Genomic DNA, 13,129 nt, shown 5'->3' on the forward strand with positions numbered 1-13,129 from the left:
GCGGGAGGACCGCGGCCGCACCGGGAACGGTCAGGAGACCGTGAAGGTGTACCGGCCCGAGCCGACCGTGTACGACGCCACTCCGTTCGCGTAGCCCTGCGGCACCGCCTCGGCCGGGGCGGTCACCGCCGCCGCCGAGCCGGCCGGCACCCGGACCACGGCGGTGGCGTTCGGCGGGACCACCACCTCGAGGGCCAGGGCCGCGCCGGTGCGGCGCCAGGACGAGCTGCTCACGCCGTACGCCGTGGTGAGAGACGCCGCAGCGGTCGTGAGCGGACCACCGGGCCTCGGCGCGACGAGGACCTGCCGGTAGCCGGGCGACGCCGGCCCGAGACCACCGACCTCCCGGTAGAGCCAGTCGCCGACCGAGCCGAGCCCGTAGTGGTTGAACGAGTTCATCCCCGGGTCCTGGAAGCCGCCGTCGGTGGTGATGCCGTCCCAGCGTTCCCAGATCGTCGTCGCGCCCTTCGCGCTCATCCAGCCCCAGCCGGGATAACCGGGCTGCAGCAGGATCCGGTACGCGGTGTCGACGTGCCCGTGCGCGGCGAGCACCGGCAGCAGGTTCTCCACGCCCATGAAGCCGACCGACAGGTGCCCGTCCCGCGCGGCGACCGCGGCCGCGAGCCGATCCGCCACCGCCTGCACCCGGGCCGGCGGCACCAGGCCGAACCCGAGCGCCAGCACGTACCCGGTCTGGCTGCCGCTGCCCACGGTCCCGTCCGCGGCCACGAACCGCGTGGTGAACGCGGCCCCGATCCGGTCGGCGAGCGTGCCGTAGGCGGTGGCGTCGGCGGCCCGCCCGGTGGCCGCCGCCATCCGCGACAGCAGCCGGGCCGACCAGCCGAAGTACGCCGTGCTGGTCACGTCGTTCGGGGTGTTGTCGTTGACGTTCAGCCAGTCGCCGAAGGTCTCGTGGTCACGGATCAGGTCGCTGCCCGCGGTCGCCCGCAGGTAGTCGACGTAGCGGCGCATCGCGTCGTAGTGCCGGTCCACCACGGACAGGTCGCCGTAGCGCTGCCAGATGTTGTACGGCACGATCACGCCGGCGTCGGCCCAGCCCGCCTTGCCGGCGCCTCCGATCACCGCGGGCGCCACGTCGGTGAACGCCCCGTCGGCCTGCTGCGCGTCGACCAGGTCGTCGGCGAACTTGGTGAGCAGCCCGTGGGTGTCGAACCCGAACGTCGCCGTGGCGCTGAACGCCGCGATGTCGCCGGTCCAGCCGAGCCGTTCGTCGCGCTGCGGGCAGTCGGTCGGTATCGAGAGCATGTTGGAGCGCGCGCCCCACAGGATGTTGTGGGCGAGCTGGTTGACCAGCGGGTCGCTGGTGCTGAACGTGCCGGTCCCGGCGCCGGCGGTCCACGCGGCCCGGCCGGTCAGCGAGCCGGCGACCGGGGTGCCCGGGAAGCCGGTGATCTCGACGTACCGGTAGCCGTGCACGGTGAAGTGCGGTTCGAACACCTCGGCGGCGCCGGTGCCGGCCAGGGTGAACGTGTCGGTGGCCTGGGCGGCGCGCAGGTTGGTGGTGTAGAGCGTGCCGTCCGGGTTGAGCACCTCGCCGTGGCGCAGGGTGACCTTCGTACCGGCCGGGCCGGTGACCCGCAGGCGGTTCCAGCCGGTGAAGTTCTGGCCCAGGTCGACGATCCACACGCCCGGCTTCGGCTGGGTGATCGCGACCGGGGTGAGGTCCTTCTGGACCGTGACGCCCGGGTCGACCTGGGCGACAAGTGGCGGCAGCGCCTCGGCTCGCACGGTCACCGGCGTGCCCGTGCCGGGGTTGATCCGGGCGTCCTGGTTCTCGCCCTGGTAGAGGTCGTCGTCGACGATCGTGCTGGCGGTCACGGTCCACGAGCCGTCGGTGAGCACCTCGGCCGTGGTGCCGTCGGTGTACTCGATGGCGAGCCGGGCCGAGTACCAGGGTGTGGCGCCGTAGATCGCGGTGCCGGCGAACCCGACGTTGCCGGAGTACCAGCCGTTGCCGATCAACGCGCCGAGCGTGTTGCCGCCCTGCTTGAGCGCCGCGGTCACGTCGTGGACCCGGTACTGCACGCGTTTGCGGTAGTCGGTCCAGCCGGGCGCGAGCCGGTCGTCGCCGACCTTCGTACCGTTCAGGTAGGTCTCGTGCAGGCCGAGCGCCGTCGCGAACAACCGTGCCCGGGCGATCGGCTTCGCGATCACAAAACCCTTGCTCACGTACGGGGTGGGGCGCGGGACCGCCACCGACGTGCCCCACGGTCCCGCCCCGGACGCCGCGGTGACCTGCGCCCCGGGCCAGGCAGCGTCGTCGAACCCGGGCTGCTCCCAGCCGGCCGGTGCGCTCGTCGCGCTCTTCCAACCGGCGTCGGTGACGACCACCGTGGAACCGACGGTCAGCTTCGCGATCACGCCGGCCGGTCCCGCGCTGGTGTTGGTGCCCGCGATCGCGAGGGTGTTGGCGCCGGCCCGCAGCGCGGCGGTCACGTCGATCGTGGTGGCCCGCTTCCACGAGTCGGTGACCCGGCGCGACGCGCTGACCTGGGTGCCGTTGACCCAGACGTCGGCGGTGTCGTCGCCGGTGACCACGAGCACCGCCCGGCCGGACGGCGTCAGGTCGACGGTGCGCCGGAAGTACCGGGTGCCGGCGGGCGCGCTGCTGGCCGGGTCGCCCTCGGGGTACCAGATCCAGCTCGCTCCGGTCAGGTTCGCGGTCGCCGGGGCGCCGATGAAGGCGGCCTTCCACTCGGTGCCCGGGTCGTAGAGGCCGGTGTCGAAGGTGGCCGGGGCGCTCCACGGGCTCGGCCGGCCCTGCGCGTCCCAGACCCGGACCCGCCAGTGATAGGTCCGGTTGCTGGCCAGGCGGGTGCCGCCGTAGGCGACGTCGACGCTGTCGCCGGACGCGACCTGGCCGCTGTCCCACACGTCGGCGCCGGTGGCCTGGGTGCCGACGGTGAGCTGGTAGCGGCCCTGGATCTGACCGGCGACGGTGGCGGCCAGCCGCCAGCCGAACAGCGGCGCCACCGCGTCGATGCCGAGCGGGCTGGTCCGCCGCTGGGTGGTCAGCCCGGCCAGGGTGACCGGCGACGCCGCCCCGGAGGGCGGTGCGGCCACCTGCCGGTTCCACGGCGCGATCCCGTAGGCGCCGAGGACACTCGCGGTCACCCAGGTCTCGGGTACGGCGGCCGCGGCCTGCCACGACCCGTCGGTGACCAGGTCGACGGTGCCGGCGGCGGTGCTGACGCGCAGCCGGCCGAGCAGCCCGGCCGGTCCGGTGCTGGTGTTGCGCACCGCGATCCGCAGGGTGTTGAGACCGGGGCGCAGGGCGGCGCCCAGGTCGACGTAGCGCGCCTGCTTCCAGGCGTCGGCGACCCGGGGTGAACCGGTCAGCCAGGTGTCGTTGAGCCAGACGTCCACGGTGTCGTCACCGGTGACGACGAGCTGGGCGTCGGTGTAGGGCCCGGCCGGGACGGTGAATTCCCGGCGCAGGTAACGGGTGCCGGCCTCGGTGGTGCTGCCGGGGTGCCAGATCCACTGGGCGCCCTCGAGACTCGCGGGTGCCGGGAGCGGGATCTGCGGGAGAACGGCCGCGTCGGCCCCGGTGGCGGGGAACGCGGCGGCGGCGAGAACGGTGGCGGCGCCACCGAGCACGGTACGACGGGACAGTTTTTGGGCAGGGAGTGGCGCGGGAGCGGCCATGCGGGCCTCCTGGGAGCGGGGCGACGACGTTCAGAGGATTTGAACGTTTCAAACGCCCGCTCACGAGCCTAGATCCCCAAGAAGATCCACTCAAGCATCCATCGAAGCTGATGCGATTCCCCGGCGGGCGTTCCAAGAAAGCTGGAAGATTCGCCCGCCAGATTCGGAGGTGATCGAAAGCAGTCTCTGGCGAAGCGAGTTCTCCCATGACGATGCACCCCCTGCCGGACGACGGGCGCCGGCGCCGCTCGGACCGCCGGGTCCGGGCGGCCGGCCTGCTGAAGGCCGTCTTCTGGCTGACCGTCGCGATGACGGTTGTGCTCTTCGGGCTCTGGGGCGGCCCGGAGCGGCTCACCCCGGGCACGGCGCTGACCTCGGCGGGCACCATGGCCGGCCTGATCGGCACCGACCTGGTGCTGGTGATGGTCTTCCTTGCCGCCCGGGTCCCGCTCGTCGACCGGATCGTCGGCCACGACGTCGCGCTGGCCTGGCACCGCACCCTCGGCGAACCCGCGCTCTACCTGATCCTCGCGCACTTCGCCCTGCTGACCGTCGGGCGCGCCACCGAGAACGGCCGCAACGTCGCCGCCGAGACCCTGGCCCTGATCGGCGGCCCCGACGACACCGGCCTGGCCTACCTCGGGCTCGCGACGTTCCTCCTCGTCGTGGTGACCTCGGCCGTGGCGGCGATCCGGCGGTGGTTCAGCCACGAGGCCTGGTTCGCCGTGCACGCGCTCAGCTACCTCGGCATCGTGATGGCCCTGCCGCACCAGAGCATGGACGGCGCGGTCCTCGACCCCCGCTCGAACCGGTACGTGTACTGGCTGACCCTCTACGCGATCGCCTTCGGCGCGATGCTGGTCTTCCGGGTCGTCGTCCCGATCGTGCGCAGCGCGCGGCACGGCCTGCGGGTCACCCGCGTCGAACGCATCGCCCCGGACGTGGTCTCCATCCACCTCACCGGGCGGCACCTGGACCGGCTGCGCGCCGCGGGCGGGCAGTACGCCATCTGGCGGTTCTGGACCCGCGCCACGTGGTTCCACGGGCACCCGGTCTCGCTGTCGGCGGTTCCGACCGCGACCACGGCGCGGATCACGGTACGGGCGCTGGGCAAGGGCAGCGACCGGATCAGCCGGGTGCGCCCGGGCACCCGGGTGGGCTTCGCCGGGATGTTCGGCATCTTCACCGCCGCGGCGCGCAGCAGCCCACGGCTGGCGGTCGTCGCGGCGGGTGTCGGCGTCACCCCGGTACGGGCGCTGCTGGAGGACTCCGCGCTCCGGCCCGGTGAGGCGACCATCGTGCTGCGGGGCAGCGGCGAGGACGACCGTTACCTGTGGGACGAGGTGAGCGCGCTGGCCGAGACGACGGGGAGCCGGCTCGTCCTGATGCCCGGGTCGCGGGCGCCGGGCGGGGACTCGTGGATGTCGGCTCAGGCCGTACAGGAAGGGGTGGTGATCGAAAAGGTTTTTCCGGACCTGTCGGATTCTGATCTGTACGTCTGCGGGCCGCCGGCCTGGGCCGACGCCGTCGTCCGGGACGCGCGCGCCACCGGTCTGCCGGCCGCGCAGATCCACCTGGAGAGGTTCGGCTGGTGAGCGCCGTTGTCTACGATCCTGCTGTGCCCGAGCGCCCGCGCCTGCTTCTCGCCGAGGACGACCCGCGGCTGGCGGCCATGCTGATCAGCCTGTTCGGCGGCGAGGGTTACGACGTGACACACGCGAGCGACGGCCAGCGGGCGCTGCACGAGGGACTCACCCGCCGGTTCGAGGTCCTGGTGCTCGACCGGGGGCTGCCCGCGATCGAGGGTCTCGACGTGCTGACCCGGTTGCGCGGTCGCGGCGTCCGCACGCCGGTGCTGGTGCTCTCGGCGCTGGGCAACCCGGCCGACCGGGTGGCCGGCCTCGACCGGGGCGCGGAGGACTACCTGGCGAAACCGTTCGACCTCGCGGAACTCCTCGCCCGGATCCGGGCGCTGGTGCGCCGCCACGAGACCGTGTCCCCGGTGCTCGCGGTGCCGGGCGGCGACTTCGACACGGCGGCCCGCACGGTGACCACCGCCGCCGGGCTGATCGCCCTCTCCGACGGGGAGGCGCGTCTGCTGGAACGCTTGGCGCGGCGGCACCAGCAGGTGTTCGGCCGGGGCGACCTGCTGGCCGTGGTCTTCCCCGACGCGACCGACCCGGGAGTGGTCGACACGTACGTGCACTATCTGCGCCGCAAGCTCGGCCGCACCGCGGTGCACACCGTCCGGGGCATCGGCTACCGGCTGGGCCCGCTGCGATGACGCCGAAGCAACCCGAGCTGGCCAGGGCGTCGGCCCGGCTCACCGTGCAGTTCGCGGCCCTGATGGCACTCCTGCTCGTCATCGTGCTCGGGCTGGTCCTCGTCCTTTTCAAGATCAGCATGGATGCGGTGACCGAGAAGGATCTGTGGGAGGCGTCGCAGCTCGACACCTCGCAGATCGCACCGAGCGGTATCTTCGTGACCGTTTTCGACGGCGGCACGGCTGTCGGCGGCGGCACGGCTTCCGGCAGCGGCACGGCTTCCGACGGCGGCACGGTGACGGTGCCCGACGGGCAACCGGCCGGGCTCGTCGACCGGGACGCGGCGCGACGGGTGTTCGCGGGCGACGACCCGGTCGTGCGGGAACGCACCGTGGCCGGCCGCGACTACACCACCCGCACCACGCGGCACGGCGACCGGGTCGTCCAGGTCACCGCCGAGGGGCACCGCAACGAGGAGAGCCTGCGACGGCTGGCCTACGTACTGCTGCTGGCCGGGGGCGCCGCGCTGGGAGTCGCCGTGCTCGCCGCGCACGTGATGGCCCGGCGCGCGATCCGCCCGATGGCCGAGGCCCTGGCCGGTCAGCGCCGGTTCGTGGCGGCCGCCAGTCACGAGCTCCGCACGCCGCTCACGCTGCTCAGCACGCGGGCGCAGCTGCTGACCCACCAGCACCGCGACGACGTGCCCGCCGAGGTCGCGGCGGCGCTCGACGAGATGACGCGCGACTCCCGTACGGTGACCAGGATCCTCGACGACCTCCTGGTCGCCGCCGACCCGCGCACCGCGACCGACGACGATCCGGTTGATCTGGTCGCGACCACGGACGCGGTCGTCGCCGCGATGCGCGAGCGGGCCCAGGCTCGTGGGATCGCCCTCGACCGTTCCGGATCAGCGGAGCGGGCCGTGGTCCGGGGCAGTGGGGCCGCGCTCGCCCGGCTCTGCACCGCGCTGGTCGCCAACGCGATCGACTACGCCGGCACGGCGGTGACGGTGCGGATCGCTGTCGAAGGCCGCACCACGGTCGTGACCGTTCTCGACGACGGGCCGGGATTCGCGCCGGAGATCGTGGGGCACGCGTTCGCCCCGTTCGTCACCGGGCGCCCGGCCGGCGACCACTCCGGCCTGGGCCTGGCCATCGTCGCGGAGATCGTGCGGCGGCACCACGGCCGCGTCCACATCCGGCCGGACGGCCATGGGGCGGCGGTCGTGGTGCGGTTGCCGCTGTCCGCTTCGGGCTATCCGTAGTTGAACATTCCCGCGTACGGATCGGGCTCGCCGGTCCACGGGTCCACGCCGGACCGCAGGCGGCGCCGATACTCCGTCCGGGTCAGGAACATCGCGCTCCCCCGGCCGAACAGGTACACGTCGCCCAGCGGGCAGCCGGCGAAGTCCCCGCGCAGATGCCGGACCAGGAACTCGACCATGCCGCAGTCGTAGCGCCGCCAGATGCCCTCGCCCCGGTTATAGAGCAGCACCGGCCACCGCTCCGGGTCCGGACCGGACGCGTCCCAGCACAGGTTGTCGCCGCTGGAGTCCAGGCCCCACAGGATCAGCCGGGGACTCGTGCCCGCCAGCTCCGGGTCCTTGCGGGACTCGGCCCACAGGACCCGGGCGAATGCCGTGCCGGCCCGCATGTCGTTGTCGTCGCCGGTCGCGGGCTCGGCCCAGGGCTCCGGTTCGCCGATCATCAGATAGTCCTGGATCGCCCCCGCTCCGTAGAGGGTGATGAAGCGCCGGTACGCCGCCGGGAAGGCGGTCCCCCACGACTCGGTGATCAGGTCCCAGTCGACGGTGGTGTCGCTCACCGTCTCGGGCGGCATGAGGCGCAGCAGGACCTCGATCTCCGCGGGTTCAGCCATCCCGTTCTCCCATCAGTTGCCCATCGTCTGCCCAGTGGGGTGCGTCAAGGTCGGTCGACCGAACCACACGAGGGGGAAACGTGCGTTTGAGTTATCCGAGATTCGGGGCGGCCCTGCTGGTCGCCGGCCTGGCACTGTCGGGGTTGGCGACGGTCGGGGCCACACCGGCGGCGGCCGCGACGCTGCCGTTCGGGACCGTCCGGGCGGTGGTCTCGCAGTCCACACCCGACGCCCAGCCGAAGAAGTCGTTCAGCACCTTCTGCAACCCGGGCGAGCGGGTCACCGGCGGCGGCGCGTTCACCGTGGGAGGTGTCCACGCGGTGATCACCGAGATGCAGCCGATCCAGAACCTCACCGCCCGGGACAGCTTCCGGGTGACGGCCGAGGCCGATCAGTTCGGCATCGCCGGCAACTGGAGTTTCCAGGTGTTCGCGTTCTGCGCGACACCGCCGGCCAGCGCCGCCATCGAGATCGTCAAGCATGTGAACCCGGCGCGGACCGGTGGCACCGACCAGGCGTTCGCACCGTGCCCGGCCGGCAAGCTGCTGATCGGCACCGGCGGGAAGATCGACAACGCCGGCGGGCAGATGGACCTGGGGATGTTCCCGAACTCCAGCGGCACGCTGGCGACCGGGAGCGCGGCGTTCGCCAAGCCCGACGCGGACGGCTACAGCGGCGCGTACACGGTCACCGGATATTCGGTGTGCGCCAAGCCGAACAGCCTGCTCGACGACTTCAAGCAGCAGCGGGTGTCGTTCTTGTCGCCGGCCGGGACGACCAGTCAGAAGCAGGTCCCGGCGGCCTGCCCGTCCGGGTCGGCGCTGTCCGGGCTCGCCGGGGCGACCGTGCTGCCCGGCACGCACCTGCAGCAGATCCGGCCGAACTCGGCCGGTCGCCCCGCCAACCTGGCGACCTTCGGCGCCCAGGCGACGATCGTGCCGAGCGAGGCGTGGCAGATGGACACCACGATGTTCTGCGTGCGATGACACGCTAACCACCGGTGGGCTGCGACGAACGGTCGTGGCCCACCGGCGCGTGCACCCGGTGACCGGACGTGGCCCGGCTGGCGGCCGCGGCCCGCTCGTGCCGGTCGGCGAGCCGGGACTGCCCGCCCACCCGGTAGACGCCGGCCAGGGTGCTGTGCGCGAGACCCACCACCACCTCGAGGCGGGCGGTCTCGGCGATGCCGAGCGCCTGCCGGGCCAGGTCCTCGGCCGCGAGGCGGTCCGGCGTGGCGACGGCCAGCCCGAGCAGTGCCGCGCACTCCGGGCGCAGGCTCCTGGTCTCCGCGGCCAGCGCCCGGGCCAGCCGGTAGTGCCCGGCCGCCCCCGGGTGGTCGCCGGCCAGCACGTCCGCGTCGCCGAGCGCGTTGCGGGCGATCGCCTCGGTCTCGCGGTCACCGGTCTCGCCGGCCAGCAGCAACCCGGCCGCCGCCTGGTCGCGCGCCGGACCGGACCGGCCCAGCGCGCACTCCAGCGCGGCCAGCCCGCAGTGCGTGACCGCGACACCGTCCCGGTCGCCGACCTGGGTGTAGCGGTCCATCGCCGAGTCGAGGTGCTCGCGGGCCTCGTCGTAGCGGCCCAGCTCGCGGTGGACCTGGGCCAGGCCGGTGTGCGCCAGCGCCTCGCCGTGGCGGCTGCCGAGTTCGGCGTTCAGCTTCAACGCGGCGGTGAACTGCTCACCGGCGTCGGCGAGCCGGCCCATCTCGAGCAGGACGTCGGCGTACAGGGAAAGGTTGTTGGCCTCGCCGGCCCGCCGGTGCAGCCGGCGGTCGATCTGCAGCGCGTGGTCGAGCCGGCGGGCGGCGAGCGTGAGCCGGCCGAGTTTGCGGCACACGATGCCGATGTTGCCGAGCGCCGTCGCCTCGTGCTCCTGCCAGCCGCACTGCCGGGCCAGCCGCAACCCGATCAGATAGTGCCGCAGCGCGTCGCGGTGCTCGCCGACGCTGCGGTGCGCGGTGCCGAGGCTGTGCCGGGCGGCTGCCTGCCCGGCCAGGTCACCGTCCTGGCGGGCCGCATCGAGGGCGACGGTCGCCACCGCCAGCCAGTCGCCGGTGTAGCGGCGCAGGTGGAAGTAGCAGCGCAAGGCATCGGCCAGCAGCAGGGCGAGCCGGCGCGGGCCGGATGCCGCGGCGTGCTGCACGGCGAGGACCAGGTTGTGGCGTTCGGCTTCCAGCCACGCGAGGGCGGCGGGCTCGTCGAAGGCGGCCGGCCCCACAAAATGCCCGGGCACCTCGCCGGCCAGCCGCAACATGTGCGGGGCGAGCAGATCGCCGGCCGCCCGGGTCCGCTGGACGTAGCTCGCCAGCAACCGGGCCACCGCACCGTCCCGCACGCCGGCCGGGTCCTCGGCCTCGGCGCGTTCGGCGGCGTAGAGCCGGAGCAGGTCGTGACACCGATACCGGCCGTCGGCGTGCTCGTCCACCAGGTGCACGGCCGCCAGCCGGGCGAGCAACCGACCGGCGTCCGCCCGCGCGATGTCGAGGAGGTCCCCCGCGTCATCCGCGGTGAGGTCCACGCCCGGCACGATCCCGAAGCCCCGGAACACCTCGCGAGCCCGCTCCGGCAGGTCCGCATAAGACAGATCAAAAGCTGTTCGTACGGCGAGCCGGTCGTCGCTGCGCACCGCGAGCCCGCCGAGCCGGTTGCCCGCCTCGAGCTCGGCGACGTAGCCGGCGACCGTACGCCTCGGGCTGGTCGCCAGGTTCGCCGCCGCGATCCGCAGGGCGAGCGGGAGCCGCGCGCAGAGCTCGGCGAGTGCGGTCACGGCGGCCGGCTCGGCCGACGTCCGGTTCGGCCCGAGCACCCGGGTGAGCAGCACCGCCGCCTCGCCGGGTGCGAGCACGTCGAGCCCGAGCGGGACGGCGCCGTACTCGGCGACCAGCCCGCCCAGCGCGTCCCGGCTCGTGACCACGACCATCCCGGCCGGGCCGCCGGGCAGCAGGGGGCGTACCTGCTCGGCGCTGCGGGCGTTGTCCAGCACGACGAGCACCTCCCGTCCGGCCAGCAGTGACCGGTACACGGCGGCGGCCTCGTCGACACCGGCCGGGATCCGCTCGGCGGGCAGCCCGAGAGCGGTCAGGAACCCGGTCAGGGCTTCGAGCGGGCGCAGGGGCGGTGTGGTCGCGTACCCGCGCAGGTCGACGTGGAGCTGGCCGCCCGGGAAGCGCTCGCGCACGGTGTGCGCCCACCGTACGGCCAGGCTGGTCTTGCCGACCCCGGCCGACCCGCAGATCACCACGACCGGCAGCACGCCCGGCTCCGCGTCGTCCAGCAGCGCGTCGAGGGTGCGCAGGTGCTCGGCCCGCCCGGTGAACCCGGCCGCGGCAGCCGGCAGCTGCGCGGGCACCGGGGACCGGGACTCCCGTGGAACCGATCCGCCTTTGAGTACCTCCCGGTGCACTTCCCGCAGTGCCGCGCCGGGCTCGACACCCAGCTCGTCGACCAGCGCGGACCGGATCCGCCGGTAGGCGTCGAGGGCCTCGGCCCGCCGCCCGGCCCGGTGCAGGGCGGTCATCAGGTGCGCCCACAGCCCCTCCCGCAGCGGATGCTCCCGGACGAGATCACCCAGCTCGGCGATCACCTCGGCGTGCCGCCCGAGCCGCAGGTCGACCTCGATCCGCCGGTCCACGGCGGTCAGCCGCCGCTCGGCCAGCCGGGCCGCCTCGGCCGTGCACACGTCGACCACCACACCGTCGTAGGCGGGCCCGCGCCACAGCTGCAACGCCTGCCGCAGCAGCCGCGCGGCGTGCTCCGGTTCCGCCTGCTCCGCCGCGGCCACCAGCTGCTCGAACCGGTCCACGTCGAGCTCACCGCGGACCAGATAACCGGGCGGCCGGCTGATCAGGCACTCCTCACCCCCGGCGTGCAGCACCCGGCGCAGCCCCGCGACGCAGCCCTGCACCAGCGCCCGCGCCGTCGCCGGCGCGTCGTCACCCCAGAGCTGCGCGATGATCCGCTCGGTCGAGACGACCTGCCCGGCCTGCGCGAGCAGCAACGCCAGGACAGCACGCTGCTGCGGCCCGCCGAGCGGCAGCGAACGACCGTCATAGATGGCTTCCACCGGCCCGAGCACATGGAAACGCACACCGTAGGAGATCACCGCCCTCCCCCACCGGGAACACCCCCGTCAGAAAATCGACATGCCCGCGCCTTCCGCTTGCAGCAACCCCAAAGCTTTTTGTGTACGCCCGGAGCCGCCGCGAGGATCCCACCGCCCGGCGCTCACCATGTACCAATAGCGATGCGGGGGGGCGGACCATTCACCCCAACAGCGCTGCACTGTCGGGCAACGGGCGGCCAACAGTTGGTCCGGACCGGGAAGTCGTTGGCCTGCTCCAGAAGGACGGCTGCCGGACATGGTGAACGGCCGGCACCGGAGCGCGCCGACAACGCGCTGCCGTACCCCGTCGGGGTTGACGAGGCGGACCGCAAGCCAGGCCGCGGCCAAGGTGGGGTCGGCCCGGCTTGGCCGATCCGCTCACGACCACCGGACAGGTGGCGGTACTGCACCAACAGTTCCCCAACGCCCACGGCTGTTGCCTTGGCGTTGCCCGACAACACGACCTGCTGTCGGGCGTGTTGCCTGCTGTTGGCCAACAGTCCAGGGCCCAACGCGACTATCGGCGCAGGCCTTCCGGCATTCGTTGATGAGGAACGCCGCTGTCAGGGTCACTTCCGGCGGGTCGCCGGACTCGGCACCGCGATGTCTGGCCACCGCTTCCTCGCGGCCTGCCGGCTGATCCCGCAGGCGCTTCCCATTTGGGCATAGTTGCCCCCAGCTGCCGCCGCCCGGCGGGCAGGGTCCTGCTGCTGGGCAGTGAGTTGCTCCTCGATGAGCACTGTCGCCGCCCAGCAGCAGGACCCTGCCGCCCGGACGGCGGATGGTCGCATCGAGTCACGGTGGACGGACTCCCTGGCAGAGCCATAGCGACAACTTTGGTTGTCATCACGAGGTTCACCATGACAACCAAAGTTGTCGACAATCACAATCCTCGACAACTTGGGTTGTCAATCGAAGTTCCCCGACTCGCGCGGGTCCGGCCAACAGCCCGAGATCCACTCTGCGATGCCCTCGGCTGGCCGAATCTGCAGGCCCCTGCGCGCATGTAACCGTAGTTATAGTAACTACGGTTACATGCACCCTTGGTTAGCTAGTAACTACAGATAGCACTCACCGGGCCGGCGTTACTCAGCCCGCGACGGCCACATCCGGGTCCGCCGGCTTCGGGTCGCGTACGGGAATCTCGGCCGCGCGAAAGAAGGCCAGCAGCGTCGCTTCGAGCGCGTCCAGCTTGTCGTCCTCGATGAACGCCACGC

General features: G+C 72.9%; 8 protein-coding genes. 4 read left to right on the top strand and 4 right to left on the bottom strand.

The genetic code is table 11. From position 1 onward, the window contains the following. Window positions 1–30: 30 nt before the first annotated feature. Window positions 31–3,669 carry an alpha-L-rhamnosidase gene (locus ADL15_RS09615; protein WP_083971058.1) on the bottom strand — a complete coding sequence of 1,213 codons (3,639 nt, stop codon included), beginning with the start codon at window positions 3,667–3,669 and terminating at the stop codon, window positions 31–33. A gap of 206 nt (window positions 3,670–3,875) precedes the next feature. On the opposite strand from ADL15_RS09615, the gene ADL15_RS09620 reads away from it, so the two are divergent. The 3 genes from ADL15_RS09620 to ADL15_RS09630 are packed head-to-tail and all read left to right on the top strand — an operon-like array spanning window position 3,876 to window position 7,197. Beyond that, window positions 3,876–5,264, top strand: a complete 1,389-nt coding sequence (locus ADL15_RS09620; RefSeq protein ID WP_083971059.1) for a ferredoxin reductase family protein — start codon at window positions 3,876–3,878, stop codon at window positions 5,262–5,264. A gap of 23 nt (window positions 5,265–5,287) precedes the next feature. Next, window positions 5,288–5,953, top strand: coding sequence for a response regulator transcription factor (locus ADL15_RS09625; protein WP_232343982.1), 666 nt, complete (start codon window positions 5,288–5,290; stop codon window positions 5,951–5,953). Further along, a complete protein-coding gene (locus ADL15_RS09630) occupies window positions 5,950–7,197 on the top strand; it encodes a sensor histidine kinase (RefSeq protein WP_067687352.1) in 1,248 nt (415 codons plus the stop codon). Before ADL15_RS09625 ends, ADL15_RS09630 begins: the two co-directional genes overlap by 4 nt. On the opposite strand, the gene ADL15_RS09635 is transcribed toward ADL15_RS09630, so the two are convergent. Beyond that, window positions 7,188–7,811, bottom strand: a complete 624-nt coding sequence (locus tag ADL15_RS09635; RefSeq protein WP_067687354.1) for a hypothetical protein — start codon at window positions 7,809–7,811, stop codon at window positions 7,188–7,190. The two genes, ADL15_RS09630 and ADL15_RS09635, sit on opposite strands and share 10 nt — an antisense overlap. A gap of 86 nt (window positions 7,812–7,897) precedes the next feature. On the opposite strand from ADL15_RS09635, the gene ADL15_RS09640 reads away from it, so the two are divergent. Then, entirely contained in the window at window positions 7,898–8,797 is a 900-nt protein-coding gene (locus ADL15_RS09640) for a hypothetical protein (RefSeq protein WP_067687356.1), read from the top strand. 4 nt (window positions 8,798–8,801) lie between these two features. On the opposite strand, the gene ADL15_RS52750 is transcribed toward ADL15_RS09640, so the two are convergent. Both ADL15_RS52750 and ADL15_RS56405 read right to left on the bottom strand, forming a co-directional pair. Continuing rightward, entirely contained in the window at window positions 8,802–11,873 is a 3,072-nt protein-coding gene (locus ADL15_RS52750) for an AfsR/SARP family transcriptional regulator (protein WP_198170672.1), read from the bottom strand. A gap of 1,128 nt (window positions 11,874–13,001) precedes the next feature. After that, window positions 13,002–13,127, bottom strand: a complete 126-nt coding sequence (locus ADL15_RS56405; RefSeq protein ID WP_269748324.1) for a hypothetical protein — start codon at window positions 13,125–13,127, stop codon at window positions 13,002–13,004. Window positions 13,128–13,129 lie beyond the last annotated feature (2 nt).

The sequence above is a fragment of the Actinoplanes awajinensis subsp. mycoplanecinus genome, assembly GCF_001509495.1.
In the GTDB taxonomy this organism is placed as follows: Bacteria; Actinomycetota; Actinomycetes; order Mycobacteriales; family Micromonosporaceae; genus Actinoplanes; species Actinoplanes palleronii.

Coding starts and splice junctions, on each gene's coding strand:
- ADL15_RS09615 (WP_083971058.1), bottom strand. CDS start 3,669: ATGGCCGCTCCCGCGCCACTCCCTGCCCAAAAACTGTCCCGTCGTACC.
- ADL15_RS09635 (WP_067687354.1), bottom strand. CDS start 7,811: ATGGCTGAACCCGCGGAGATCGAGGTCCTGCTGCGCCTCATGCCGCCC.
- ADL15_RS09620 (WP_083971059.1), top strand. CDS start 3,876: ATGACGATGCACCCCCTGCCGGACGACGGGCGCCGGCGCCGCTCGGAC.
- ADL15_RS09630 (WP_067687352.1), top strand. CDS start 5,950: ATGACGCCGAAGCAACCCGAGCTGGCCAGGGCGTCGGCCCGGCTCACC.